Genomic DNA, 26,023 nt, shown 5'->3' with positions numbered 1-26,023 from the left:
CTTTAAATCAATTCTTTATGTACAGACTTCTACCCCTTTGCCTCTTTCTGCTACTCGGTGCTCACCTGGGCGCCCAGGGCCAAACCGTTGTCCAGATCATCGCCGACAGCGAAAACCACACCACGCTGGAAACGGCAATCACTACCGCCGAACTCGCCGGTACCCTGTCGGGAACCGGTCCCTTCACGGTCTTCGCGCCCACCGACGCGGCCTTCGACGCCCTGCCCGACGGCGCGCTGGAATACCTGCTGGACGAAGACAACCGCGATAGCCTCATCGCTATCCTGCAGTACCACGTCGTCCCGGGTGACACCATGGCCGCTGACCTCATGGACAACATGACCCTGCCTACGCTGAATAACCAGGACAGCCTCTACGTCCGCGTTATCGGTGAAATGGTCATGATCAACGGTGCCCTGGTGACCATGACCGACCTGGAAGCCACCAACGGTACGGTACACGTGATTGACGCCGTACTCATGCCGCCCGCTGGCGACATCGGCATGGTGATCATGGAAACCGACACCCTGAGCATGCTCTCCGACGCGATCACGGCCGCCGGTATCGGCCCCGTACTATCGATGGCCGGCCCCTACACCGTCTTCGCTCCCAACGATGGAGCCCTGATGGCACTGCCCGAAGACCAACTCAATGCGCTGCTGGCAAATCCCTCCGGAGACCTCGCCACTATCCTGCAGTACCACGTGGTACCCGGTGCTATCTACTCCGGCGACCTGATGGACGGCATGACCGTCACCACAGTACAGGGAGAGGATCTGATGGTGACCGTGAGTAACGACTCCGTTTTCGTCAACGACTACTACGTCAGCATGCCCGACATGATGGCCGACAACGGCGTTGTGCACGTGATCGACGGCGTCCTGATCCCGCCTTCCCTGACCAGCACCCGCGAGCCGGCCTTCGCCAGCGAAGTGAGCATTGCCCCGAACCCGGCCACCAGCCTGGTGACCGTCAACCTGCCGTACTCCATATTGAACAACACGACGCTGACCCTGCGTGACTTCAACGGCCGTACCGTACTGACCCGCCGGGCCAGCAGCGACCGCGAGCCCCTGCAATTGGGTCGCCTGCCCGCCGGTGCCTACCTGCTGGAAATCCGTGCCTCGGAAGGCGTGATCCAACGGAAGATCATGGTGCAGCGGTAACCGCCGTTTCTACTAATTGAAGGCGCCACCTCCGACCTGGTCGGGGGTGGCGCTTTTGGTTTGGGGGAGGCCGCTGCCGGAGGCAGCATTCTATTGCGCTGCCGGAGGCAGCATTTTACTGGGGCAGCGGGTTACCGCTCGGCGTAGAATTCGGAGGAAGTACGCCACTTGGGCCACCGCTCGGAGTTGGCCAGCTGCAGGCCGATGTCGAGCATCAGCTCCGCGTCCTGGACGGCACCGCCGAGGGGCCAGGCACCGGAGGTGTACTCGTCGGCCGGCTGGTGGTAGCGGGTGGCGACGAAGTCGTCCTTCTGTTGTTGGGCGTATTCCTTGCCCAGCGTCTGGTGTTCGTAGCCGCCGTCGGCGTAGAGGACGGGTACGCCCTTTTTGGCGAAGTTGAAGTGGTCGCTGCGGTAGAAGTAGCCCTTTTCCGGCTCCTGGCCACCCTGTACATAGCGCCCCTGCCGTTCGGCCGCCGCGGTGGCGATGTCGTCCATCTCGCTGTGGCCCATGCCGGTGATGGTCAGGTCGGCGGCGGGGCCAATGGGGTTGACGCCGTCGATGTTGATGTTGGCGACGGTCTTGCTCAGGGGGAAGATCGGGTTGTTGACATAGTAGGCGCTGCCCCACAGCCCCTGCTCCTCGGCCGTGACGAACAGGAAATCAATGGATCGCTCCGGCCGTTCCTCGAGCTGGGTCAGCGCCTCGGCCATCGCCAGTAGCTGAGCCACGCCGCTGGCGTTGTCCAGGGCACCGTTGTAGATGCTGTCGCCGTCGACGGCCGGGCCGGTACCGATGTGGTCCCAGTGGGCGGTATAGATCACGTGCTCGTCGGGGCGTTCGCGGCCGGGCAACTCGGCGATGATGTTGTAGCTTTTATCGAAGCGCAGGTCGTTGCGTACGGCGGTGGTCAGCGTGGTATTCAGCGGGATGGGATCGAAATCGGGGCTGGCCGCCGCTTCGAACCACCGCACGTTCTCCACGCCGGAATGGGTGAAAAGTTTCCGTGCCGCGTCAAGGGTGATCCAGCCGGCCACGTCGACCTTGGGCTGGGCGTCGTCCGCCAGGCCGAGGCGGGCACCGGTCCAGCTACTTTGCACCACGAACCAGGGGTAGCCGGCCGCGCCGGTCTCGTGGATCACCAAGCAGGCTGCGGCGCCCTGCCGGGCCGCCTCCTCGAATTTGTAGGTGTAGCGGCCGTAGTACGTCATCGTGCTGCCGTTGAACAGGGTGCTGTCTTCCAGGTAATAGCCGGGGTCGTTGACCATCACCACGACGGTCTTGCCCGCCACGTCCAGTCCTGCGTAGTCATCCCACCCGTACTCCGGGGCCACGATCCCGAAGCCGGCAAAGACCACCTCGGCGTTTTCCACGGCCGTCCGTTCCTCCGCGCGCTCGCTGAAGGTGATGTAGTCGGTACCCAGCGTCCAGTCTACTTCGCCGCCGGGCAGGTCCAGAGTGATCGTTTCGTCGGGGTGGCCGGTGATCTCTACCATCGGCACCTCCTGTCGGTAGCTCGTTCCGTTGCCGGGGGCGAGGCCGAGGGCCTTCAGCTGGGCTTCGAGGTAGTCAAGGGTCAGGGCCTCGCCGGGGGAGAAGGGCAGCCGCCCGCCGTAGCGGTCGCTGGCCAGCTCGGTGAGGTGGCGGTCGATGGTGGCGGAATCAACGGGCGCGGCCGCGGGTGCGGTGGCCGCTCCGGGGGCGGTATCTGCCTGGCAGCCGGCAAACAGCAGGGCGACGAAGAGAAAGAGCGGCAGGGTAGGGGTGGGGGTGGGGGTGGGGAGCATGCTGCAATTTACGTTGGGTGTGGTAGTCGCCGTGACTCCCGCCGATAAACCAGCAGGTCCGCATCCCCCGCTGGGTATGTCCGGTCGGTCACCTCGAAGCCAAGTTTTTCCAGTAATCGTCGGCTGCGGACGTTGTCGGGGCGCACGATGGCCAGCAGCTCCCGGAGGGCGGCCACCGCGGGGCGGGCCAGGACGGTCCGGGCGGCCTCGAGGGCGTAGCCCTGCCCCTGCGCCTCCGGAAGAAAGGCGAATCCGAAATCGGGAGCGGCGAGGCCTTCCCGCTGGAAGACCCCCACGAAGCCGATAGCCCCCCTCGTTTTTGTCAGCACCGCCACGTAGCTGCCGTGGCCGGGGGTAGCGTAGCTGGGCACGATGCGGCTAACGATGTACTCCCCGGCCTGCGCTTCGGTATATACCCCCCGGTCGCCGATGTACCGGAGCCAGCCGGGGCTGTTGAACAGGGTCAGGAAGAAGGGGGCGTCGGTCACCACGGCGCGTCGGAGCCGCAGGCGCGCGCCGGCGGGGGGAGCCATCGCGGGGTATCTTGTGCCCGGTAAAGATCGTTTCCGTGCCGCTAGCCGCCCGCCTGTTTCCCCTTTTCCTGTTCCTGCTGGCGCAGCCCGCCGATGCGCAGTTCTACACCCCGCCGGAGGCGGTGGGGCTGGCCGACAGCCTATACGCCGCAGAGCTGCTTTCCGCCACCGGCCGCGATAGTCTGCAAAAGCTGGTGCGCACCGGCGAGCTGCCGATCTACACCCCCCGCGCCGTGCGTACGGTCGACTACGGGGACAGCATTTCCGCCGGCCAGGTGTTGGGTTTCTTACAGGAGGCGTATTCCTCGGCCTATTTGCACCGGTTGGGTATCGGCGTACGGCTGGCGGTGGCGCGGGAGTGGCAACAGCGGTCCGACTTCAATGCCGACCTGCTGCAATCCCCCGCCCTCGAACGGGAGATAGCCCTCCGCGTGCAACGCCTGCCCGGCTTCCAACTGGAACTGGCCGCCGAGGCCGCCGCCCGGTCCCGGGGACAACTGCCGCCGCGCAGCGAAGGTCTCTCCCTCTATCCCTTCGGTAATGCCACGTACACCGACACGCTCGTGGCACCCGGCCGTAGTGTTTTCGGATACGATCTGCGCCAGACACTGGCGGGCCTCCAGCGTACGGAACTGATCTCCGCCGACTCCCTGACGGCCTACACTGCCCGGCTGGATACCGGCCGGCTCTTTCCCGACTACATCCTGGTCCGCAGCCTCGCAACCGCCGCCGGGGAACGGGAGGCCCGGCACCTGCGCACCGCCGCCCGCCTCCGGGCCCTCGATTTTCTGCAGTTCCGGGGCGTGGTGCCTGAATTGGTCGCTGATTCCCTGCGCCGCCACCCCGACCGGCTCGGCGCGGTGGACAACGAAATGCTCTACACCTACGTGGAACCACGCTTCACGCTCAGCCTGCCGCGCCCGGACGGCCCCATGGATTTTGCCGATGATCTGCTCCGCAACCTGCAGGAATATGATCCTCGCTTTGCCACCCTCGTATTGCGCGCCGAGCCCGCGGAGGAGGAGGGGCGATTTTACTGGGTAGCCCGCTCGGCGGATACCCTCATCGACCGTTCCGTGCCGCAGTACGCTCCGTTTGAAGCCGGGGGGATGTCGTGGTTTTACGCTTACGAATGGGAGGTACTACTGGCTACGATCAACGCCTTCCTGGACGCCGACAACGCGCCCTACCGGCTGTACGCTCCGCGTGTCCGTACGCCGGATGACCCCGCCGGACCGGTCGAGGTGCCCCTGCTCCCCCTGACGTCCCCCGCCGCCCGCGCGCTGACCGATTACCGGCTGGCGGACGCCGTGTCCGGTCTGCGGGGGCCGAATGCCCGCGCCTTCCTCTCGCCGGCCGAAGTGATGCTGGTGCGGGATTCGCTGCGGCAGCTGGGCTATTTCGCCGGGCTGTCGGATGCCGAATGGGAGACGGGCGGGGACTGTACCGAAGCCGGTACGGTAGAGGGACTGGCGGGGCTCCTGAGCTGCTTCCCTGGTAGGCCGGCATCGGAGACACCTGGTGCACGGGTATATCGCGTATCGCGGGAGCGCTACGGGGGCGCGCCCTTCCGGGTACGTATGGCGGAGGGAGTGGCGGACTTTTTGCTGCGGCGGTTTCCGGGGGCGTTGGAGGTGGAGTTGTAGTGCTTCTGCAGGGGGAGTGAGTGGGGACTTCGCTGCTGGAAGCAGCGTTGTACTGGGTTAGCGGAAGCTGAAGGGCATGTCCACGGGCCCCTCGAACCGGAGATCGGTAAACTCCAGGTCCATTTGCCCTGCACCTTCGGAGGCACCGTCTACCAGGACACGCCGGCGCTTGGCGAAGGCTACGGGCAGTCCCTCCACGGAGCCGTAGTCGGCATTCGACACGTTCAGGGTACGGCTCTGCCCTAGCTCCTCGAGTTCCATGGAGGACAGCTGGAAAGTGGCGGGATCGTAGCGGTAGTCCACGGCGAAGTCGGGGCTCCGACCGGTCAGCTGGATCGAGCCTTCGGCCCGGCCCAGTTCCAGGTCGTCGGTCAGAAATACGGCGTTGCCGAAGAAGATCTCCTGCAGCAGTTCGAAGCGGGCGGGGATCTTATACTTTTCCTCTACGTAGCTCAGCGGCTCGGCGATGTATTCGCCCTCCAGCCGGTTGAAGAGAAAAAAGCTGTCGGGCCGGATGAGCGCCCGCGCGCCCTCGATCCCGAATTTCTTGACGCTCATCCAGATGGCCTCGTCCCGGTGTACGCGGATGTAGGCCGTCCCGCCAATGGAGAGTTTCTCGCTTTTGAGGTCTACCCGGGCCTTGGCGTTCATCCATTCGGGCGCGGCACGGTTATCGTCGATCGAGCGCAGTACCTGGGGCAGGCGCAGTTTGTTGGTTGTCACGGCGGTGCCGTCGCCGGCCGTGGGGCCACCCGTCTTGCGGGTGCAGTACGACAGGGTAAGTACGGCCACGAGGGCCAGCAGATATAGGCGCATGTATGCTTAGCTTTTTAGCTGGGAAATCTTGCGTGCGAGGGTGGAGGACTTGCTGCCCGCCTCCCGGGCCCGGGTATAGAACCGGGTGGCCGCTTCCCGGTCGCCGGTGGCGCTGCGGGCGTCGCCCATCAGCTCCAGCAGCAGGGCGTTGGTATTTTCGGGGCTGTCCGCCGCGGTCAGGGCCGCCGGGTCGGGGTCGGCCCGCTGTTGCAGGTAAAAACTGAGGGGCCCCTGCGCACCGCCGGGAAACTGGTCGGTATCGAGGCCGGAACCGTCGCCGCCATCGCGGAGACGGGTAATGGCGGAAGCGATCTCCTCCAGGGCCGCCGCGGCCTCGGGGACGCCGCTGACCATCAGCTGCGCCTGCTGGAGCAGGTTGTCGGCTTCGTCGTAGTCGCCCCGGAAGGCTTCGCCGAGGGCGTAGTGGAGATAAACGGAGGGACGATTCGGAAAGATGTCCAGCGCTTCCTCGGCGTAGCGGCGCAGGTCGGCCATCTGGTTGTCGAGGTAGAGGGTAGATAGGAGTTGTTCCCATACGGGATAGACCGTATCGTCGAGCTCCAGCGTCTCGCGGTAGGCCGTGGCGGCCTCCGCCAAACGGCCGGAGTGGTAGTACAGGTCACCGGAGATCGCGGCGGCCTTGGCCGCGTCGGGGTGGACGCGGCGCAGCTCGGCGGCCAGCGCCAGGGCGCGGTCGGCCAGGGCACGGTCATGGGTAGCGGCTACCTGCTGGATGAGCGGCAGCAGCTTGCCGACCTTGAGGTCGAGGTCCACGTCGGTGCGGGCCAGGATGGCCAGTAATTCGTCGTCGTTGCCGGCCGGGCCGGCGGCGGGACTGGCGTCCTGCAGAGCCAGCTGGGCGCGTACGTCGGCGGGCTGCCGGCGCAGGATCTCCTCGTAGACGCGACGGGCGCTCTTCGTATCGTCCTGGCTGTTGTAGAAGCCGGCGAGCAGGTGGCGGTACTCGATGCGGTCGGGGAAGGCATCGACCAGTGCCTCCAGCTCACGCTCGGCGCGCTTCGTATCGCCGCTCCCGAGGTACAGCGCGTGCTTGCGGCGCGAGAGCTCGGCGTTGACACCGGTGCGGGCTTCCAGGGATTCGTACACCTTGAGGGCGCCCTTGATATCCTGGGCCCGAACGAGGAAGGCCGCTTGCTGCAGGTAATTTTCCGCGTAGGACGGGTTTTGCCGGATCAGGTTGGCGTACAACTCCGCTCCATCCGTATACCGGCCGGCCGCCTGGTAGAGCTCCGCGAGATAGGCCGCGTACACGTCGTTGGGGCGCAGCCCGTAGGCTTCCTCCATGGCCTTGATGGCCCCGGCGGTATTGCCGGCCGCGTACCGCAGCCGCGCCAGCTCGAAGCGGGCGGGATCGTTGTCGGGGGCCTCCTCGGCGATGGTCTCAAAGCGGGCGATGGCCTCATCGGTCTTTCCCAGCAAGGCTTCCCGCTTGGCTTCGATGAAGCGCTCCTCCTGCTTGACTTCCCGTTCGGTCATCTCCGCCTGGGCGAAGACAAGCGCGGAAGAGCAAAGAAAGGCGGATAGGAACAGGGTACGCATGGGGCAGTAGAAAGTAGGCTTACCCCTTACTAACGTTATGAGTACCCAAGTAGTGCGGGGTGGGGGGGAGGGCGGTTGCGGGTTGCGGGTTGCGGGTTACGGGTTACGGGTTACGGGTTGCGGGTTGCACCCCGGCTACCGCATTTGCCCCCTACAGAACTACAGAACTACCGTACTATTCCACTACCGTGATCTTCATCATATTCATCCGGCCCCGCTTCTCCAGGGGCATGCTGGCGGTATTGACGATCATGTCGCCGGCCTGCACGTGGTTGTTGGACTTGAGGATGTCAACGATATCGTCGACGGTGTCGTCGGTCGTCTGGAACTTGTCGTAGTGGTAGCAGCGCACGCCCCAGCAGAGGTTAAGGGTAGCCAGCATCTGGGGGATGTCGCTGAAGATGTAGATCTTGGAGCTGGGGCGGAAGCTCGACAGCTTGAAGGCCGTATAGCCGGAGCGCGTCATACCGGTGATGGCACGGGCGCCGACGCTCTGGGCGGCCCAGGTAGCGGCGGAGCTGACCACGTCGCTGACGAAGGTGCCGCTCTTGTCGTTCGCCTTGGGGCGGCGCACGCCGATCTCGTAGATCTTTTCGGCTTCCTCGATAATGTTGTTCATCCACTTGACCACCAGGGCCGGGTGGCGGCCGACGCTGGTCTCGCCGCTCAGCATCACGGCATCGGTACCGTCCAGTACGGCGTTGGCTACGTCGGTCACCTCGGCGCGGGTAGGGCCGGGGTTGGTGATCATGGAATCCATCATCTGGGTAGCCACGATGACGGGGCGGGCCCGCTGGATGCATTTACGGATGATCTCCTTCTGGATGATCGGCAGCCGCTCCATGGGCATCTCGATGCCGAGGTCGCCGCGGGCGACCATGATGGCGTTGGAGTGCTTGATGATCTTGTCGAGGTTCTCGATGGCCTCCGGCTTCTCGATCTTCGAGATGATCTTGGCCTGGTGGCCGGCGCGGTCGATGTGCGACCGGAGTTCCTTACAGTCCTGCGCCTGGCGTACGAAACTCAGGGCGATCCAGTTGATCTCGGGAATCGTCAGGATGTACTGCAGGTCCTCGAGGTCCTTCTCCGTCAGGCTGGGTAAGCTGATCTTGGTAGCGGGCAGGTTGACGCCCTTGTTCGACTTGAGCTTGCCGGGAAAGAGCGCCTTGAGCTTGACGGTATCTATCCCGTTGGTGTCGACGACCTCAAATACCAGGGTGCCGTCGTCGACCAGCACGCGTTCCCCGACCCGTACGTCTTGGGCGAACTGGGGGTAGCTCATGTAGATCTTTTCGGCGTTGCCGATGCATTCCTCGTTGATGAACGTGATCACCTGCCCTTCGCTGAGCTCCAGTCCGTCGCCCTCCATCTTTCCGACGCGCAATTTGGGGCCCTGCAGGTCGGCCATGATGCTGCAGTGGGTACCCAGTTCCGTGTTGAGGGCGATGACGTGGTCGACCACCTTCCTGTGGTCTTCGTGGCTACCGTGGCTGAAATTGAGGCGGAAAACATCAACGCCGGCCTCGATCAGGCTCTTGAGACCCTCGCGGGAGTTACAGGCGGGGCCTACGGTAGCTACGATCTTGGTATTCTGGTGGTCGGTCATGGAAGGGTAGCTTAAGTTATGGGATAGTGTATATCGTACAATAATACGCTAAGGTAGGAACTTACGGGTCGACACGCCACCCGTCTTTCGCGGCGGCAAGGTATTTCCGCCGCCTGCCAGGCCCCGATCGCTCCCGCTGTATGGGCCTGGCCCCCCCGTCGGTCCCTAGGGAAGCAGCTCCACCTTGAGCTTGCGCCCGGCGTGACTCCGCAGGACGGAATCGTACAGTAGCGTCATGGCACCCGCGGCCGCGCCCGCCTCGCTTTCGGCCCGGAACAGCGGGAAGATGCGCCCGTGGCTGTAGGCATTAAAGGACACCGCCAGTAGTTCACCGTCGCGCGTCTGTACGGCGGCGGCGTTGCCCCAGCTGCGGTGCAGTACTTGGTACATGATGCGCTGCATGGCGTGAAACCGCCACTCGTTGTCGCCGCCGGTACCGTGGACCTTCAGCCAGAAGTCGGCGAAGGCCTCCGGCTTGAGCACGGGCACCGGCAGCAGGTCGGCGGCCTCCGCCCGGGCCAGCCGTTCGTAGTAGGTGCTGGGAAAGTCGTCTGTGATCTCCTCGTAGGGGCGGTCGAGGAAGAGCGCAGTCCCCTCCGCCGTGCTGACGGTGAAGCGGCCGGGCTCCCGCGGTACGCTGGCCGGCTCCACGGTGAGCTCCCCGCCCCGGTAGTCGTCGGGGATGGCATCCCAGAAGGACTGGATACGTTTGGGGCTCAGGGGCTTGACGCTGTACACGGCCAGGTCGGGCACCAGCAGCGGCTGGGTGAGGTAGGTGCGGCCCAGCCAGTTGCGGCGCTTGGGCAGGGGCATGGCGGTGACGTAGTTGTCGCCCTCCACGAGCAGGTCCCACTCCTTGGCCGTGGCGTTGAGGTACCAGTCGTATCCGTAGAGGCTGCCGTTGGTGGCGAAGTGGACGCAGCTGTTGTAGAGTTGCTTGTCGATCTCGGCCTGGGGTACGAAGCGTATATCCATAGTGTGTATAAACACGGAGGGGGAAAAAGGTTAGGCCGCGGGCGCGCAGGTACGGGGTTTTTTCGGGAACAACCCGCAATGTCGTACGCAGTCCCGGGCACTCCGACGCGGTCCAGCCGCTATCTTGCCCGCGCTAAACCGCCCCGCTCATGACCCGTACCCTGCTATTCCTCGCCTTGCTGACCGTTTGCGGTGCCACACTCCGCAGCCAAGTCTTTCCGCAGCCGGCAAGCGTAAGCGCCCACCCCCTGGTGGATACCCTGCGGCTGGAGAGCGCGGCCCTGACCGAATTTTGGGGCAAGCCCGTGTCCGTGGCGGTGTCGGTCCTGCTGCCGCGCGACTACGCGACCGCTACCGACCGCCGCTACCCCGTACGCTACAACGTCGCCGGGTACGGGGGGCGCTACAACCGCGTGAACCGCCTCATGGGTAACCGGGAGTTTGCCGACTGGTGGACATCCGATGTGGCCCCCGGCATCATCACGGTATTCCTGGACGGCAGCGGCCCCTTCGGCGATTCCTACCAGCTCAATTCCGCCAGCAGCGGTCCCTACGGCGACGTGCTGATCGAGGAGATCATCCCGGCCATCGACGCCCGCTACCGCACCCGCGGCGTGGCGGAGCGCTACGTCGACGGCTGCTCCACGGGCGGGTGGGTGTCGCTGGCGCTACAGCTGTTCTATCCCGACGAATTTGCCGCGACCTATTCCTACAGCCCCGACCCGGTCAGCTTCCACCGCATGCAGTTGATCGATATGTACGCCGACACCAATGCGTTCGTCAACAAGGCCGGACTGCAGCGCCCCAGCCGCCGCGACATCTACGGCGAGCCCAACCTGCTGATTCGCGATGAATTCGCGGAGGAGAACGCGGAGGGTACTGACGGCACCTACGTGACCGCAGGCGGACAGTGGGGGGCATGGAACGCGCTGTACAGTCCGCGGGGTGAAGACGGCAAGCCGCTGGCGGCCTACGACGGCGTCACCGGTACGATCGATCCTACCGTGGTCGAGCACTGGAAAAAGTACGACCTGCTACTGCTGGCGAAGGAAAACTGGGCGGAACTCGGACCTAAGGTCGCCGGCAAGATCTACGTCTGGATGGGTGACATGGACAACTACTACCTAAATAACGCGATGCGCGACTTCGACACCTACCTGAAGTCGGCCACCAACCCGACCTCCGATGCCGTCATCGAGTTCGCGCCGATGAAGGGGCACTGTACGGACTACTCCCACCGGCGGGTGCTGGAGCAGATCGCCGCCCGTGGCGAATAGGGGGGGCTTGGCGGCTTACTCGAGGGCCGCGTAGACCCGCCGCATGAATTCGCCGATCCGGTCCGGCTCGAGCCAGCGGATGACGACGACCAGGTCGCGCTCCTCATCGATGACGATGAAGTTGCCGCCGAAGCCGGCGGCGTAGTAGACGTGGTCGGGCACTCCTTCCCAGGCGCGGTCGCCGGCGTTGAGCCACCACATGTAGCCGTAGCTGGCGTTGGCCGCGGCGGGGGTGCGGACCATTTCGACCCAACGCTCGGAGATAAGTTGTTCGTCGTTCCACTTTCCCTTCCGGGCGAAGAGGAGGCCCAGGCGGGCGTGATCCTCGGTGTTGATGAAAAGACCGCCGCCGTGGTGGCCGCCGCCGCTGACCGACTGCATCCGCAGGCCATCCAGGTCGACCCAGCTGTCGTCGTAGCCGTACCAGCGCCAGGTGGTACTGGCACCGATGGGGTCCATGATCCGCTCCTTCAGCACCCGGGGCAGGGGCCGCCGCCAGACCTGCAGCAGGGAGTAGGCTAGGATATTGACGCGCACGTCGTTGTACTTGAAGTGGGTGCCGGGTATGTGCAGCTCGCGGTTCTTCCAGCTGTCATAGGTTCCGTCGGGGGCGGGGCGGTCGGTCCAGTCTTCGAGGCCGAAGAGGGTGCCGGACCAGTCGGAGGTCTGCTGCAGCAGGTGCTCCCAGGTGATCGCGGAGTTGTGGTCGCCGGAGAAGGTGCCGTCCCAGACATATTCGTCGACCGGGTCCTGCACCGAACGGATCAATCCGTCGTCGAGGGCCAGCCCGGCCGTGGTGGAGAGGTAGCTCTTGGTGACGCTGAAGGTCATGTCGACCCGCTCGGTATCGCCCCAGGCGGTGACGAGGTAGCCGTCCTTGAGGATCATGCCGGCGGGGCCGCCCCGTTCCTTGGTGGGGCCGCGCAGGGTGTGGCCGGGCTCCCGGCGGAAGCCTTCGAGGATGGCCAGGCGCAGGTCGCGGGCGCCGGAGTACTCGTGGTCGCGCGCGAACTGGACTACGGAGTCGAGTCCGGCCTCGGTGAAGCCGGCTTTGGCGGCGGTGTGGGTATCCCACTCCGTGGGGGTGGGGTAGTACTGGGCGCGTGCGCAGGTGCTGAAGAGTACCGCTAGGAGGGAGGGGAGAATACGGTTCATGGCGGTAAAATACTTCCTGCACGCCGGCGCCGGGAAATCAGCACGGAGGATTACTCTTTGTACCACCCTATATCAGGTCCTGTAAAGAAAGTATCGGTGCCGACAAGCCGGGATTCACGTACCGGATCGGTCGGGTTTGCGGGGTGAAACGATCTAGCTCCCGTTACCGCTTAACCCCATTGCCGGCTCCCGTTCCAAGTATTGCCGGGCGGATCGGGCGCCGGCGTCCAGGGCGCTAAGAGGGGCGGACCCGCTCGGGTCGCGGACGTCATTAATCCACCACGGGCGAATACGGACTACCCGTCTTGTAGGAGGTTGAAAGCCGATGGAATTATCTCGGCGAAGGTGGCGCGGGTGCCACTTTTCAATTCGGACTGCTTCTGTCCTGGGAAGGATTAGTTTAGGCGGATATATTTGGATACACCTCATTATATTTATGGTAACCCGAACATTATGCCGACCGTACGCGAGGTTGACGAGAGTCGGACCGCAAAATCCCCGGACCAGTAGCGAGTCGTAGCGGGAGACTGAAGGTCTGTTGTCCCCCTTAGCCGTGCTACGCGAACTGCCGGGACCGTCAAGGTGCAGCGAATAGGAGTCGACGCAGGCCAGGTAGCGTTACGGTATAGCGGAAGTATTGGCCGGCAGCAGACTCGCAAACTCAGTAAAATGCCAGAAACCATCACCTTCCAATCCGACTACGGCCCCATCCAGATAGAGGTACCTAAGTCCCCACGCAACCCGACCCGCGGTGACAGGGGCAGCGATACCGTAGAACGGGTACAGGGCCGTTTCGAACAGGCCCTGGGGCTCATTGAGTCCGTTGGCAATGCGATAGTAGACAAGGTGCAGAAGATCAGCGATTCTCCGGATCAGGTATCGGTGGAATTGGGGATCAAGTTTACGGCGGAAGCCAATGCGGTGATTGCCAGCTCCAGCGCGGAGGGAAATCTGGTACTGAAGTTGAGTTGGACGAAGGACAAAACCTCGGCGACATCGTAAATAGGGTGAAGCAAGCCTTCGCCTAAAGCTTCACACCCCGGCAGCCGGTGTCCGGAAAGAACCTTGCACCTGCGCCCCCGCCCCGGATATTCATTACGTCGACTGCTGCGGGCAGCAGGCCTATGCTACGGTGGCATCTCGCCGCAATCAAGATCGTGAGATGATATAGATCCAAGATGAATCTTATCGCTTAGCGTCTTGCGTAATCAACTGAGGAATTATCCCCCCCTCAATACCCTGCGTCTTAATCGCCACCACGCCTGACTTGTAAGCAAACGGAATATCTCTGCCCGCCCCCAGTGCGCGGTAAAAACCCACCGAGAAGGCGATGGCCGCCTGATCGGGTATCGCTTCGTTCATGCCAATAACGTACGGAATATGCTTACTGATCAGTCCGGCCTGGTGTTCGGAATAGCAGGCATTCAGTACGACGCACTCAATGGAAGGAGCAAATAGTTCAAACAGCTCCTCCAGGGCCTCATCCGGGACCAGTTGGTATTTCCCCTGGGCGTTTTCCAGGTAAATCCCGTCCTCCTCGCCGTGCCCGCTGAAGTGGACGACGTTAGGTTCTTCGTCAAGTAAGGCTTGTTGAAAACTTATGGCGGTCACCGCCCATCGCTGAACGAGCTTGATCTTGTCTCTCTCTTTCGAGATCTGAATGCCCTCCTGGATTCCCTTGACTTCCTCGTCAAGCCGGAGCCTACTCAGATCCTTGGGGGCAGCGGCGGTTACCAGAATCTTGATGCCCTTCCGCTCGAAGTCGTTGACCTGGCCTTTCTTCCTGTCCTGCCCGCCATTGGTTGCACATACGATCCCATCCCGTTCCATCTCCGTCAGGAGGGACAGAGCTGCCAGGGTTATTCTATTCGTGTTTATGGTTTCTTCCCCGGGCGCAATGGTGCCCGTCATTGAACTACGCTGGATTCTACTGAAGGAGGCCTTGTGCAGGATAGCGGTGTTGTAGAGGCCGCTGTTCTTGCCCTCCAGGCAGGAGAGGATGGCATCCAGGGCTTCTCCCAATTTGCCCTGCTGAATGAGTTTACGAATGTCTTCCATAGTGGTGTGAGTGCTTTACGTGTTCAGGCTATTCCGGTAACCAGCGGTAAGGGCTCTAATATAAATCATTGCTTTCCATCTGGTCATAGCTGCCCGTACACTACCGGGGGGCCGGGCTACGAAGTGTATATCCCTTGGGGAACGGATTGGTAACCTTGCGACCCAGCGATAATGGTAGCCTGGCCCTGCTCGGTCAGGGATTGGAGTGCCGGCATCTATCGGGGTGGGAGGCGGCGGCGTTGGTCGATTCACCGCAGGTGTTCGTCCCTAGTCGTTGATCCCCGGGGCAACTCCACTATCTTAGCTAACGCTCAACCCCGATCGCCTTGCGTCTACTCACCCTCCTGACACTCCTGTTGCAGCTTCTCCACTTGTCAGGGTGCGCCGGTGAGGAGCAGCGCTCGCCGGACCGTGGGCCAGGTACGTTCAGGATCGATGTCCCGGATGCCAACCCGTGCATCGATCAGCTTTTAGTGGACGAACGCTTCGCGGAGGCGGCCGCTCTTTTGGCAGCTTACCGTGAGCGATCGGATGATGGCGGCTGCCGCTACCTGGATGGCGAGCTTCAGTATTTCCGGGCCCGGATCACCTACCAGGAGGGGGATTTTCCGACCGCGATGGAACAGGCCCGGCAAGCGCTTGACGCGCTGGTACGGCACCAGGATTCGGTAAACATTACTACGGTCATCCAGTGCATGCATCTGCTGGCCGAGCTGCACTTTGATCACCAGGCGTACGAAGATTCCACGGGGATATACCAGAGGTGGGCGGCTAGCCTGATCACGGAGGATACGCCAGAACCGATCCTGGCAGAGAACCAGATAGGACTGGCACTGCACCAGATCGAAAACCATGCGTATTCCACCCAGGCCGCTGCGGCCCGGTTGGGTAGGACGATCCTCGACGATCTGCCACAACGATACCCCGATAAGTACGCTCGCTTGCTCGTCGCTGAGGGGTTAGCCCTAAAGAAATACGCGGATAACCAACCCGAATTCAAACGGGAGGACCTCCTGAATCAGGCCTGCGAGATAATGACCGAAGCGGTAGACCTGTACCAAGCTGCCGGCTCGATTCGCTGGCGGGAAGCGCAACGCGAAAAGATCATCATTCTTTGCAGGTTCGGTGACCGGGCTCGATTCGAGCAGGAATTGGCCCGGCTGACGACGCCCAAAGCGGAACTGCCGGCGACTGGTCTGCAACCCTCAGCGACACCTAATTTCGGCTTTGCCGATCGGTTACGCGGATATTTTCATCGGCAGGCCGGTCTTTATCCCGATAGCGTACTCTACTATTATCGGCGATTCCAAGACCAGATTCCGCCCTTTGATTTTCACCTTCAGGATGAGACGTACTGGACCTTCATCCAGTACGGTTTACAAGAGAAGGACCTGGACCTTGTACAGCGAAGTATCCGAGCGCAATTGGTGCTCTACCGCTGTTGCAGCAAGGAGGAGGCGGGTCGGCCGGTGGTGGATTTACTCAAGACGCTCTCTCCCTCCTACAGCTGCAAGTATCCATTGTCCGACTACGGGCGATTAAAACTGGCGGAGTACAGAAGGGGAGCCGCCACGGATGCGCTGGACGATGCGTTGCTGATCTTCGATTACATTCTGCAAGAGTGGGAGGACCTCTTCACCACCGGAGAGGAAGAAACCGCGATCGCTCAACTCAAAGACATCACGCGCAAAATTATTATCAACGCGAATGAAGCGGCCTGGCTGGCTTACCGGAACCGTCCCGATCCAGGCCGGGCCGACCAGATGCTCCGAACGCTGGAGAAAACCAAAGCCTTCCTTCTGCTGAAAGACCGCTTGTGGGATTCGGACGATACAGACTTAACGCCCAGCCTCGATTCCCTGCCTCATTTACAAACGCAAATGAACTTACTGGCTGATTTGGAAATGCGCACGGGGCAACTCAACCGTAGCGACCGCAATCAGCTCATAGAGTTACAAACCCGGTACAGGGAACTTAATCTTTCGGCCCAACACGCCGGGGCGGGGATTTACGGTGGCAAACGTGACGAACCACCCAGCATTTCCGAACTAAGGCAACGAAGCGGGCGGCAGCAAGCGACAATCATATTCGCCGAGGGAGAGGAGCGGCTCCTTGCTCAGTATGTCGATCCGGATACGGTCATCGTCTATGCTACCCCCTCCGTCGACTCGCTCACTGCCGACATAGATGCGCTGCTCACCATGATGGGTGGCGGATACAGGAAGGTGAAAGTTGCAGAATACCAGGCGCTGGCCCGCAAGCTTTTTGACGATGTGCTGGGACCGGTGGCCGGCCCACTTACCAGGATGAACCAGTTGTTGGTGGTCCCCGAAGGGCCACTCAGGAGCCTTCCCGTGGATGCACTGGTCCGTGATCCTGCCCCTGATCCGGCCGACTGGGGGTCCCTCGGTTTTCTCGCCCGAGACCTGGAGGTAACGTACGCGCCGAGCTTGCGGCTCGAATTGCTCAACCGGCAGCGTCCCGTTCTCAATCCCGCTTCGGCAAAGGTGGGCAGTTGGATTCACCCGGAGTTGTCGGGCTATTTTGCCGAAGTCGAGGACAAGCTCTCCAACGCCCCCGCGGGAAGTCGGATCTTCGACGGAGCGGAATGCCGTTCGGCTACTTTCAGGCAGGACATTCGGCACTTCAAGATCATCAATATCATGGTGCACGCCCAGGGCGATCGCTTCAGTGCTTACCAGAATTACCTTCACTTTGCGAAAGGGGATAGCTTAAACGGCGCGTCCGTAGCCGAGCTCAAATGTCAGGCAGATCTGGTGTTCCTGAACGCCTGCGAGGGTGGCGTCGGCGGTGGGGCGATCGGGGAGGGGAACTTCAGTATTGCAAGAAGTTTTCAGCAAATCGGGGTTCCACACGTTGTCTACTCCCTGTGGAGGATTCCGGCCAAGGCCTCCGCGACGGTCCACGCCCGCTTTTACCAGTATTTATTTAGGGGGGAGAGTATTTCCTCGTCCCTGGTCAAGGCCAAAAGGGATTTGATAAGTGGCAAGGAGATGTCCTGGTACGCGTTTCCGGGAAACTGGGCCGGGCTGGTCAAGGGTTGACCAACCCGGCCGTCAGTCAGTCTGGTCAGGCCGGGACCGCATCTAGCACAATGGAAATCTTCAGCGTATCCGAAGTGTACATCGCGCCACTGAAAGCCGCGAACTTATGTCCGCCTCTTTTCCACTTTTCAAGCATTTCAAAGTTTGCTTTAGGATCCTTAGATCTGGGGAAGGCCAACCAGACGACCGAGTTACCCGGTGTCTTCGACGGGATCAGGAAGTGATCCATACCATTGTCCAGCTCACCCCGTACCGGCGATTTGCCGCCGTTCCAGACATCACTCAGCGTGAGGTGAAACGTGAGTGGTACTTCGGAATCCTCGGACTGAAAGAATAGGGTCGAGCAGGTCCTGCCGCCGCCCCGTTTATTACCACCTCTTGTAACCTTCTCGTCGTATTCGTCCGAGCCGCAACAGGGGTCGGCGACGGCTAGATCGTCGACCTGTTGGCTGGCCTCGTTCTTTTCCTCCTCGGTTAGAAAGCCGTCCACGAAGTACGTCGCGATACTCTTGTTTCCCTTGAGCACCGGAACCAACCCCCGGTCCGCGTACGCTTCCGGAGTATTGCCGAAGGGATTCTTTACCCATTTTAGGTTGGCGGGAATCACGGTGGAAAGAAGATCGGTCGTTACTTCCGGTTTGGACCTCACCTGGGGTTCCTTTGTCGTATCAAAGCAGACACAGTGAAGCCCCGAAGCGGAAAGCTCCAGCGCGACGTCCTCGGTGATCTTTTTGGGTTTTTGCCACTTTTCGAGTTTGATCGTGGAAGCACTGATGGTTCTGGTTTGCATGAGGATGTCCTAGTGGTTGTTCAATGAAGATTAGTCGCCGGTAAGTTGGAATTTTCTGACCACTTTACCAGCGCACGGTGGTATGGAAATGCACAACGTAACTTACATAATTCTCTCTTACAACCTGTTTCTGCTATAGAATTTTGCTACCCATTTGTGGGGATAATGGAGCAAACCTTTCGTCTGCTGAAATTTAGCACAGGGCTTGCCGCGGTGTGGGGTGCTCAACCGCTTGCCTGCCTGTCAAGTTACTCCGCGAAAGTCAGTTTACCCGCCCGCCAAATCGATCAATGACCCCGGAACTGGTCCTGAACCTTGCCCGTTGCCTGGGCCGTGATCGATCCCGGAAGTTAGCCCGGCCTGCCGGCCGCTCGTTGGGGATGCCGACCCGGCCATCGGGTTCCATCCGCTTGCGGGGCGTCGGGTGACCGGGCGGTACTGATGGAACGGCTGCAGAACCCTATCCGTCACGCCATAGGGCTTGTCGCTCTTCCGGGAAGGACCAGGCCGGGTACGTCCGCGCCATTCAACCGGCGGACCAAACCAAAATACCAAAATTTGTGGATTTTCCACATAACACGGCACCCGCGGCCGCGCCCCCGCTGCCTTTCCACCGGGTAAGTGTGGAAAACACACCTCGTTTTCCACAATGTGAATAACCTTATTAACATTGTGGATAAATAGAGTTAACATCGCAACTAACTGATAGTCAATACGGTGATTTGTGTTTTCCACATATTGTGGATAAAAGGGGTGCGCAGGGGGGCAACAGGAGCCCTATCTTGGCCCTTATACGAGGGAAAACAACAATTTGGTTGTTGCTCCCGCGAGTTCCGGCTTGCTGATACCACTTAGACTAGGGCGGCGTCTTTCCAATAGGGGAGCCGCCTTAGTACACTGACAACCACAACGATACGGCCCGTGCCGCCGATTCCCGACCAACTGTACCGGTCGGGAACCGACCCACGCGTGCCCTTACATAACCACCCGGAGTGCATTAGCTGCCGGCAAAACTGTCCTGAAATGAACGCCAAACAAGAACCGATCCTGGTCGAGAACCCCAACCGCTTCGTCCTTTTTCCCATCCAGCACGACGACATCTGGAAGTACTACAAGGACAACGAGGCCTGTTTCTGGACCGCCGAGGAGATCGACCTGAGCGCCGACCTGAACGACTGGAACAACAAGCTCAACGACAACGAGCGCTACTTTATCAAGCACGTGCTGGCCTTCTTCGCCGCCAGCGACGGCATCGTCAACGAGAACCTCGCCGAGAACTTCGTGGCCGAGGTACAGTACACGGAAGCCAAGTTTTTCTACGGCTTCCAGATCATGATGGAGAACATCCACTCCGAAACCTATAGCCTGCTGATCGATACCTACATCAGCGACGGGGCCGAGAAAGACCACTTATTTAACGCCATCGAGACGATGCCCTGCGTACAGAAGAAGGCCGAATGGGCCCTGCGCTGGATCGACAACGGCAGCTTCGCCGAACGCATCGTCGCCTTCGCCGCCGTGGAGGGCATCTTCTTCAGCGGCTCGTTCTGTTCCATCTTCTGGCTCAAGAAGCGGGGCCTGATGCCCGGACTGACCTTCAGCAACGAGCTGATCAGCCGCGACGAAGGCATGCACTGCGACTTCGCCTGCCTGCTCTACAACGACCACATCGTCCACAAGCTGGGCGAGGGCGTGGTGACCAAGATCATCAAGGATGCCGTCGAGATCGAGAAGGAGTTCGTGAGCGACTCCCTGCCCGTCAACCTCATCGGCATGAACGCCGAGATGATGTGCCAGTACATCGAGTACGTCGCCGACCGCCTGCTCGTCGAGCTCGGCCAGGAAAAGGTGTGGAGGGTCGAAAATCCCTTCCCCTGGATGGACATGATCAACCTGCAGGGCAAGACCAACTTCTTCGAAAAGCGCGTCGGCGAATACCAGAAAGCTGGTGTCACCTCCGACCGCGACAAGCAGGTGTTTACGCTGGATGAAGACTTCTAATGATATGCGATATGTGATTCTCGATTCTCGATTCTTGATTTGGCTGCCGCACGGGGATGCTCGCTGCGCTCGTCTTGGGGGGGCAACTGATGTACCTGCATAACGTGAAGCCCTCGCAATCGCAGTCTGCTCAACTGGAGCAACGGCTCATTGACTTTGCCGTCCGGATCGTCCGGCTCTCCGCTGACCTACCCAGCAGTTTCGCCGGCGCGCATTTTGGCAAGCAGATTCTCCGCTCGGGCAGCGCACCCGCCTTGCTGTACGGAGAAGCTCGGGCCGCGGAATCCGATAAGGACTTTCGGCACAAGTGCAGCATAGTCCTGAAGGAACTCAGAGAAACATATATCAACCTAAAAATCATCCAGCAGTCCGAATTGTACGCCGCCGAACGCCTGGCGGCTCTCCTGGACGAAAACAACCAACTCATCAGCATCTTCGTCCGCACCGTACGGACAATGGAAGCTAAAATCAAACACCCATAGGATAGCACGACGCGATGACATGATTTAACCCTGGCAAACATCCGACGGTAAAACGAGCGAAGCGAGCAGAGCCGTGCGGTAGCCAAATCAAAAATCGAGTATCGCCTATCGTCTATCGCATATCAAATAAACAATGCAAGTAATAAAACGCTCCGGACGCAAAGAAGACGTCTCCTTCGACAAGATCACCGCCCGCATCAAAAAGCTCTGCTACGGGCTGGATGAAAACTTCGTCGACCACATCACGGTCTCGAAAAAGGTGATCCAGGGCCTGTACGACGGCGTCACCACCGTGGAGCTCGACAACCTGGCCGCGGAAACCGCCGCCTCGATGAGCACCGTCCACCCGGACTACGCCCAGCTCGCCGCCCGCATCGCCATCAGTAACCTGCACAAGGAAACCGACAAGAGCTTCAGCGCCACCATGGAAGGCCTGTACGCCTACGTCGATCCCAAGACCGGCGACCCCGCCGGCCTCATCGGCGACGATACCATGGAGGTGATCCGCAAGAACAAGCGCAAGCTCGACGCGGCCATCATCTACGACCGCGACTTCGAGTTCGACTACTTCGGCTACAAGACCCTGGAGCGCAGCTACCTGATGCGCCGCGACGGTGCCGTGGTGGAACGCCCCCAGCACATGCTCATGCGTGTGGCCGTCGGCATCCACCTCGACGATATCGATAGCGCCATCCAGACCTACCAGCTGATGAGCGAGAAGTGGTTCATCCACGCCACCCCCACGCTCTTCAACTCGGGTACGCCCAAGCCGCAGATGAGCTCCTGCTTTCTGCTGAGCATGACCGACGATTCCATCGAGGGCATCTTCGAAACCCTGCGCCGCTGCGCCCGCATCAGCCAGAGCGCCGGCGGCATCGGCCTGAGCATCCACAACATCCGCGCTACCGGCAGCTACATCAAGGGCACCGGCGGTACCTCCAACGGCATCGTGCCGATGCTGAAGGTCTTCAACGATACGGCCCGCTACGTGGACCAGGGCGGCGGCAAGCGCAAGGGCGCCTTCGCGGTCTACCTGGAGCCCTGGCACGCCGACATCTTCGAGTTCCTCGACCTGAAAAAGAACCACGGTAAGGAGGAGATGCGCGCCCGCGACCTCTTCTACGCCATGTGGATGAACGACCTCTTCATGCAGCGCGTCAAGGACGACGCCGAGTGGAGCCTCTTCGACCCCAACGAGGCCCCCGGCCTCTGCGACGCCCACAGCGGCGAGTTCGAAGCGCTCTACCACCAATACGAGCAGGACGGCCGCGCCCGCCGCGTCGTCAAGGCGCAGGAGCTGTGGTTCGCCATCCTCGACAGCCAGATCGAGACCGGCACCCCCTATATCCTCTACAAGGACGCCGCCAACCGCAAGAGCAACCAGCAGAACCTCGGCACCATCCGCAGCTCCAACCTCTGCACCGAGATCCTGGAGTACACCAGCCCCGACGAGGTAGCCGTGTGTAACCTCGCCAGCCTGGCGCTGCCCAAGTACGTCAAGGAGGATACCCGCGCGTACGACCTCGATAAGCTGGTCGAAGTGACCCGCGTGGTCACCCGCAACCTCAACAAGGTGATCGATCGCAACTACTACCCGATCGAGCAGGCCCGTAACTCCAACATGCGCCACCGCCCCATCGGGCTTGGCGTGCAGGGACTCGCCGACGCCTTCATCATGCTGCGCATGCCCTTCGACAGCGACGAGGCGCGGCAGCTCAACAAGGACATCTTCGAGGCCATCTACTTCGCCGCCTGTACCGAATCGATCGCCCTGGCCAAGGAGCTCGGCCACTACGAAAGCTACCCCGGCAGCCCCGCCAGCAAGGGCAACCTGCAGTTCGACCTGTGGGGCGTCACCCCGAGCGACCGCTGGGATTGGGCCGGCCTCAAGGAGGACCTCGCCAAGTACGGCATGCGCAACAGCCTCCTCGTAGCGCCGATGCCCACCGCCAGCACCAGCCAGATCCTTGGCAACAACGAGTGCTTCGAGCCCTACAGCTCGAACATGTACACCCGCCGCACCCTTTCCGGCGAGTTCGTGGTGGTCAACAAGCACCTGCTGCACGACCTCATCGGCCTCGGCCTCTGGGACAACCAGATGCGCAACCGCCTCATGCAGAGCAACGGATCCATCCAGGACTTCGACGACGTACCCCAGCACCTCCGCGACCTCTACAAGACGGTCTGGGAAGTAAGCCAGAAGGTCGTCATCGATATGGCCGCCGACCGCGGCGCCTTCGTCTGCCAGAGCCAGTCGATGAACCTCTTCGTCGAGAACGTCAACTTCGGCAAGCTCTCCAGCATGCACTTCTACGCCTGGCAGAAGGGCCTGAAGACCGGCATGTACTACCTGCGCACCAAGGCCGCCCGCGATGCCATCAAGTTCACCGTCGACAAGGACCAGCTCGTCCGCCAGAGCGACGACGGTGACGGACAGGTCAAGCAGGGTGCGCGCGCGCAGGTGCAGGGCCAATCCCCGGACGCCGCCACCCAGGATGATACCCCCGTGGCTACCGTAGCCGGTGACGTACCGCAAACCCAGACCGTCGCCCCCAAGGCCGCCGCGGCCGCGAAGGGATTCGAGGAACTGAGCGCCGAGCAGACCGCCGCCGTCGGTAAGACGTGCAGCCTGGACGATCCGGACTGCATCGCCTGCAGCGCCTAACGAAGTATTTTTAGATAGACACTAGGACATTTTCTTGACTCCACATTCTCAGCCCGCGGCGTAATCGCCGCGGGTTTTTTTGTGCCCGGGAATGTTTTTTGTGGCCGGGTTACCCAGGTGCTGCGCGGGGATTAATCACTACGCGCGCACCGGGGCAGACAGCCGGTGCCGATCCGCCCCAGCCCAATACCCCGACCCGCTGCCGCGGCCCTCCCTGCTGCATCCCGTTCACCGTACTATGTCTTATCCTATGAAAACCTTGTTTTCAGTCCTACTAGTGCTGGGGGCCTGCGTGCGCGGCCACGGCCAGTGCTCCGGCTCCTCCGTCAACGACCAGTTGATCTCCTACACCGCCACCCTCGTCAGCGGTGGGTATCCCTTTACGGCATTCACCGACTGCGGCAATCTCCAAGAGGGGGCCTCTGACTACGATCAGGTCTACTTGAACTTCGGCTACACCTACCAGATTTACGCGGTCTGCGACGAGGATTGCCCCGACCTCGATCTGAGCCTGTACGATGGTTCGGGAACCCTGCTGAAGTACGATGGCAAGGATGACTCCTTTCCCATCATCACCTTCACGCCTGAAATCAGCGGAGCGTACGTCACCCAGGTCAAGATGTACTCCTGTACCCGGGGTCCCTGCGCGTATGGCCTGCGGATCCAGAGCCAGCCCAACTGATCCGGTGCCGCCCCGCTACCGTCCTGCTTATCTGTCGCCACGCAGCGGCTCTCGTCGCACATCGGATGTCCGGACATCCGATGTGCGACGAGAGCCGCTGCGTGGCAGCCGGCCGTATGAGTGTAACGTGACCACGCTCCTGGTCCCCCCGGGTATGCGGCGCGTATTGGAGGTGGAAGTGTACAGCACGCTCCCGCCCACGATCCAGGGCTATGGCACCCCACTGGCCGCTCCGGCCTCCGCGGAAGAACCCTTTTTCCTTCACCTCATCTACGATATCGATCCGCTCTCAACCGGCTCCCCCCCTCACCGAAACGGTCGAAGCGGATACGACGGACAGCATTGCTACGCTCACAGACTTCTGCACCCGCCACTATTTCGGTGGCGTACTATATCCTTGCGCGCGGGCATTCGCTACTTCCGCTACGGGCGGAACAAACCCTATGGATGTACTGGTGCAGTGGGGCCGGGCGTGTTGGCCGCTCCCGCGACGGCCACTTCCAGCACTACGTCCAGCAGGCGCTGGCTGATGACGAGCAACTGGTTCAGGGCGGCCTCTTCCCGCAGGCTGGGAAAGGAAGCTACGTAACTCTGCAGCGCCAAATCGCTGAGGCTGGCGGCGGTGGCCAGGTTCTCCGGGTCGCGGCTAGCAGTATATTCTTCCAGGTGTAGGTCGGCCAGCGCGGAGAGGGAGTAAATGCAGCCGCTACTCTCCAGGCACAGTTCGTCGGTGGTCAGGCGATCGTCCGGGCAGCAGCCCGACGCTACCATGCCTGAGCGCACAAGATCGCGTGCGTATCCAAAGGTGCCGTGGGCCCGCGCGTTCGTCATCAGGTAGTACACTGCTTCACCGTAGTACTTGTAATTAAAGACGCGGGAGCGGTTGAGGACCTCCTGGTAGTAGTGGGTAGCGCTGTCCGGTTGGGAAGTGAATAGGTACACGTAGCCCCGGAGGCGAGTACAGTCTCCGACCTAAGCTTCCGTGGTATCGGGGCCGCAGGGAAAGCCGGCCAGGAGGGTAGGGGCGTCGGAATCGATGGCCCAGGGGCGGGCCGCCAGCACGATCAGTTCTTCGTAGGCCTGCCGAAGGCGTGATGAACCGTTGTCGCCGTATACGGCCAGGGCCCGGCGGAAGATGTCTCCGGCTTCCCGCCAAACCGCTGCGTGCCCGGTACCGGCGGGATCCTGCCGGAACAGTTGATCGGCGTACTTTTTTCTGGCTATTCCCTGGCTTACCAACAGCTGCGGATACAGATCCGTCCACTCCCGTCCGTCCGCTTCAAGAAGGTCCATCGTGAGGGCGGCGGTCATGTCGATCTCGACCCACTTGCGCTGAAAGTATCCCTCGTAGGTCCTCAACAGGAGTTGCCGGGCCCGGTTGACAGGGGGCTTTACGGACTGAGGAGGGCGGTACTGAGCTCCGCGAACAGCCCGATACTGTCTACGTACAGTCCCCGGTCGAAGTGGAGCATCGCTAGGTACTGGTAACCCTCGGCCCGTAGCGGATCGGGCAGGGTACACCGGCCGCATGTAGTAGAGGGCGCAGCCGGCGGGCGCGGGCCAGGGCCTGGGGCCGGCGGAGCGCGGCGTAATCCGCGCGCAGGGAGGCCAGGGAGTCGACCAGGGTGTGGTCATAAGGGACGTCGGACGGCGGCGGATCGGGGGAGCAGGCGAGCAGCACCGATAGTAGGACCAGCAGGGGGGGCAGGCGGAGTAGCATAGCGGGTGGAGTGACCTGTAAGTTAGGGCGGGATCGTGA

21 protein-coding genes are annotated in these 26,023 nt (G+C 61.6%); 9 read left to right on the top strand and 12 right to left on the bottom strand.

Annotated elements, in window-relative coordinates; translation table 11 throughout:
• The first annotated feature begins 17 nt into the window (after positions 1-17).
• Entirely contained in the window at positions 18-1,166 is a 1,149-nt protein-coding gene (locus DQG19_RS13085) for a fasciclin domain-containing protein (RefSeq protein ID WP_116126709.1), read from the top strand.
• A 131-nt stretch (positions 1,167-1,297) separates the two neighbouring features.
• Here the strand turns inward: DQG19_RS13085 and DQG19_RS13080 are convergent, their stop codons facing one another.
• Together DQG19_RS13080 and DQG19_RS13075 are read right to left on the bottom strand one after the other, a co-directional pair.
• The gene (locus DQG19_RS13080) at positions 1,298-2,953 is read right to left on the bottom strand and encodes a M28 family metallopeptidase (RefSeq protein WP_116126708.1); all 1,656 of its coding nucleotides are present in this window, start codon (positions 2,951-2,953) and stop codon (positions 1,298-1,300) included.
• A gap of 8 nt (positions 2,954-2,961) precedes the next feature.
• Positions 2,962-3,486 carry a GNAT family N-acetyltransferase gene (locus DQG19_RS13075; RefSeq protein WP_116126707.1) on the bottom strand — a complete coding sequence of 175 codons (525 nt, stop codon included), beginning with the start codon at positions 3,484-3,486 and terminating at the stop codon, positions 2,962-2,964.
• A 35-nt stretch (positions 3,487-3,521) separates the two neighbouring features.
• On the opposite strand from DQG19_RS13075, the gene DQG19_RS13070 reads away from it, so the two are divergent.
• On the top strand, positions 3,522-5,132 hold the full coding sequence (locus DQG19_RS13070) for a hypothetical protein (protein ID WP_116126706.1): 1,611 nt from the start codon (positions 3,522-3,524) through the stop codon (positions 5,130-5,132).
• Positions 5,133-5,189: 57 nt separating this feature from the next.
• Here the strand turns inward: DQG19_RS13070 and DQG19_RS13065 are convergent, their stop codons facing one another.
• From DQG19_RS13065 to DQG19_RS13050, 4 genes are all read right to left on the bottom strand, one after another.
• Positions 5,190-5,948, bottom strand: coding sequence for a DUF4292 domain-containing protein (locus DQG19_RS13065; RefSeq protein ID WP_116126705.1), 759 nt, complete (start codon positions 5,946-5,948; stop codon positions 5,190-5,192).
• Positions 5,949-5,954: 6 nt separating this feature from the next.
• Entirely contained in the window at positions 5,955-7,508 is a 1,554-nt protein-coding gene (locus DQG19_RS13060; protein ID WP_116126704.1) for a tetratricopeptide repeat protein, read from the bottom strand.
• Between the two features lie 175 nt (positions 7,509-7,683).
• Positions 7,684-9,114, bottom strand: a complete 1,431-nt coding sequence (gene pyk, locus DQG19_RS13055) for a pyruvate kinase (protein WP_116126703.1) — start codon at positions 9,112-9,114, stop codon at positions 7,684-7,686.
• A 165-nt stretch (positions 9,115-9,279) separates the two neighbouring features.
• On the bottom strand, positions 9,280-10,089 hold the full coding sequence (locus DQG19_RS13050; RefSeq protein ID WP_116126702.1) for a hypothetical protein: 810 nt from the start codon (positions 10,087-10,089) through the stop codon (positions 9,280-9,282).
• A 149-nt stretch (positions 10,090-10,238) separates the two neighbouring features.
• Between DQG19_RS13050 and DQG19_RS13045 the strand changes: the two genes are divergently transcribed.
• On the top strand, positions 10,239-11,366 hold the full coding sequence (locus DQG19_RS13045; protein ID WP_116126701.1) for an alpha/beta hydrolase-fold protein: 1,128 nt from the start codon (positions 10,239-10,241) through the stop codon (positions 11,364-11,366).
• A gap of 15 nt (positions 11,367-11,381) precedes the next feature.
• Here the strand turns inward: DQG19_RS13045 and DQG19_RS13040 are convergent, their stop codons facing one another.
• Positions 11,382-12,521, bottom strand: a complete 1,140-nt coding sequence (locus DQG19_RS13040; protein ID WP_116126700.1) for a serine hydrolase domain-containing protein — start codon at positions 12,519-12,521, stop codon at positions 11,382-11,384.
• Between the two features lie 669 nt (positions 12,522-13,190).
• Between DQG19_RS13040 and DQG19_RS13035 the strand changes: the two genes are divergently transcribed.
• Positions 13,191-13,523: a CU044_2847 family protein gene (locus DQG19_RS13035; protein ID WP_116126699.1), complete on the top strand. Its 333-nt coding sequence runs from the start codon at positions 13,191-13,193 to the stop codon at positions 13,521-13,523.
• 183 nt (positions 13,524-13,706) lie between these two features.
• Here DQG19_RS13035 and DQG19_RS13030 read toward each other — a convergent pair whose 3' ends face one another.
• Positions 13,707-14,579 (bottom strand): CHAT domain-containing protein, encoded by an 873-nt coding sequence (locus tag DQG19_RS13030; RefSeq protein WP_198661744.1) that lies wholly within the window; start codon positions 14,577-14,579, stop codon positions 13,707-13,709.
• A 326-nt stretch (positions 14,580-14,905) separates the two neighbouring features.
• Here DQG19_RS13030 and DQG19_RS13025 point away from each other — a divergent pair, with 326 nt between their 5' ends.
• Complete coding sequence (locus DQG19_RS13025; RefSeq protein WP_116126698.1) at positions 14,906-17,644, top strand: CHAT domain-containing protein; 2,739 nt, start codon at positions 14,906-14,908, stop codon at positions 17,642-17,644.
• 25 nt (positions 17,645-17,669) lie between these two features.
• Here the strand turns inward: DQG19_RS13025 and DQG19_RS13020 are convergent, their stop codons facing one another.
• Positions 17,670-18,434: a hypothetical protein gene (locus DQG19_RS13020; protein WP_116126697.1), complete on the bottom strand. Its 765-nt coding sequence runs from the start codon at positions 18,432-18,434 to the stop codon at positions 17,670-17,672.
• Between the two features lie 1,023 nt (positions 18,435-19,457).
• Here DQG19_RS13020 and DQG19_RS13015 point away from each other — a divergent pair.
• From DQG19_RS13015 to DQG19_RS13000, 4 genes are all read left to right on the top strand, one after another.
• A complete protein-coding gene (locus DQG19_RS13015; protein WP_116126696.1) occupies positions 19,458-20,435 on the top strand; it encodes a ribonucleotide-diphosphate reductase subunit beta in 978 nt (325 codons plus the stop codon).
• Positions 20,436-20,491: 56 nt separating this feature from the next.
• A complete protein-coding gene (locus DQG19_RS13010) occupies positions 20,492-20,917 on the top strand; it encodes a four helix bundle protein (protein WP_198661743.1) in 426 nt (141 codons plus the stop codon).
• A gap of 133 nt (positions 20,918-21,050) precedes the next feature.
• The gene (locus DQG19_RS13005) at positions 21,051-23,582 is read left to right on the top strand and encodes a ribonucleoside-diphosphate reductase subunit alpha (RefSeq protein WP_116126695.1); all 2,532 of its coding nucleotides are present in this window, start codon (positions 21,051-21,053) and stop codon (positions 23,580-23,582) included.
• A gap of 250 nt (positions 23,583-23,832) precedes the next feature.
• The gene (locus tag DQG19_RS13000) at positions 23,833-24,264 is read left to right on the top strand and encodes a hypothetical protein (protein ID WP_157974491.1); all 432 of its coding nucleotides are present in this window, start codon (positions 23,833-23,835) and stop codon (positions 24,262-24,264) included.
• A 441-nt stretch (positions 24,265-24,705) separates the two neighbouring features.
• Here DQG19_RS13000 and DQG19_RS12995 read toward each other — a convergent pair whose 3' ends face one another.
• The 3 genes from DQG19_RS12995 to DQG19_RS12985 form a co-directional block, all read right to left on the bottom strand.
• Positions 24,706-25,206 (bottom strand): hypothetical protein, encoded by a 501-nt coding sequence (locus DQG19_RS12995; protein ID WP_116126693.1) that lies wholly within the window; start codon positions 25,204-25,206, stop codon positions 24,706-24,708.
• 30 nt (positions 25,207-25,236) lie between these two features.
• Positions 25,237-25,623 (bottom strand): hypothetical protein, encoded by a 387-nt coding sequence (locus tag DQG19_RS12990; RefSeq protein WP_157974490.1) that lies wholly within the window; start codon positions 25,621-25,623, stop codon positions 25,237-25,239.
• A gap of 115 nt (positions 25,624-25,738) precedes the next feature.
• Positions 25,739-25,984 (bottom strand): hypothetical protein, encoded by a 246-nt coding sequence (locus tag DQG19_RS12985; RefSeq protein ID WP_116126691.1) that lies wholly within the window; start codon positions 25,982-25,984, stop codon positions 25,739-25,741.
• Positions 25,985-26,023: the final 39 nt, after the last annotated feature.

Source organism: Lewinella sp. IMCC34183 (genome assembly GCF_003390915.1).
Lineage (GTDB): Bacteria > Bacteroidota > Bacteroidia > Chitinophagales > Saprospiraceae > Neolewinella.
This window is presented reverse-complemented; position numbering and strand designations above follow the sequence as displayed.

Bases quoted from the DNA above. Each gene is read 5' to 3' on its own strand.
- DQG19_RS13085 (WP_116126709.1), top strand. From the start codon at position 18: ATGTACAGACTTCTACCCCTTTGCCTCTTTCTGCTACTCGGTGCTCAC.
- DQG19_RS13080 (WP_116126708.1), bottom strand. From the start codon at position 2,953: ATGCTCCCCACCCCCACCCCCACCCCTACCCTGCCGCTCTTTCTCTTC.
- DQG19_RS13075 (WP_116126707.1), bottom strand. From the start codon at position 3,486: ATGGCTCCCCCCGCCGGCGCGCGCCTGCGGCTCCGACGCGCCGTGGTG.
- DQG19_RS13065 (WP_116126705.1), bottom strand. From the start codon at position 5,948: ATGCGCCTATATCTGCTGGCCCTCGTGGCCGTACTTACCCTGTCGTAC.
- DQG19_RS13060 (WP_116126704.1), bottom strand. From the start codon at position 7,508: ATGCGTACCCTGTTCCTATCCGCCTTTCTTTGCTCTTCCGCGCTTGTC.
- pyk (WP_116126703.1), bottom strand. From the start codon at position 9,114: ATGACCGACCACCAGAATACCAAGATCGTAGCTACCGTAGGCCCCGCC.
- DQG19_RS13050 (WP_116126702.1), bottom strand. From the start codon at position 10,089: ATGGATATACGCTTCGTACCCCAGGCCGAGATCGACAAGCAACTCTAC.
- DQG19_RS13045 (WP_116126701.1), top strand. From the start codon at position 10,239: ATGACCCGTACCCTGCTATTCCTCGCCTTGCTGACCGTTTGCGGTGCC.
- DQG19_RS13040 (WP_116126700.1), bottom strand. From the start codon at position 12,521: ATGAACCGTATTCTCCCCTCCCTCCTAGCGGTACTCTTCAGCACCTGC.
- DQG19_RS13035 (WP_116126699.1), top strand. From the start codon at position 13,191: ATGCCAGAAACCATCACCTTCCAATCCGACTACGGCCCCATCCAGATA.
- DQG19_RS13030 (WP_198661744.1), bottom strand. From the start codon at position 14,579: ATGGAAGACATTCGTAAACTCATTCAGCAGGGCAAATTGGGAGAAGCC.
- DQG19_RS13020 (WP_116126697.1), bottom strand. From the start codon at position 18,434: ATGCAAACCAGAACCATCAGTGCTTCCACGATCAAACTCGAAAAGTGG.
- DQG19_RS13015 (WP_116126696.1), top strand. From the start codon at position 19,458: ATGAACGCCAAACAAGAACCGATCCTGGTCGAGAACCCCAACCGCTTC.
- DQG19_RS13010 (WP_198661743.1), top strand. From the start codon at position 20,492: ATGCTCGCTGCGCTCGTCTTGGGGGGGCAACTGATGTACCTGCATAAC.
- DQG19_RS13005 (WP_116126695.1), top strand. From the start codon at position 21,051: ATGCAAGTAATAAAACGCTCCGGACGCAAAGAAGACGTCTCCTTCGAC.
- DQG19_RS13000 (WP_157974491.1), top strand. From the start codon at position 23,833: ATGAAAACCTTGTTTTCAGTCCTACTAGTGCTGGGGGCCTGCGTGCGC.
- DQG19_RS12985 (WP_116126691.1), bottom strand. From the start codon at position 25,984: ATGCTACTCCGCCTGCCCCCCCTGCTGGTCCTACTATCGGTGCTGCTC.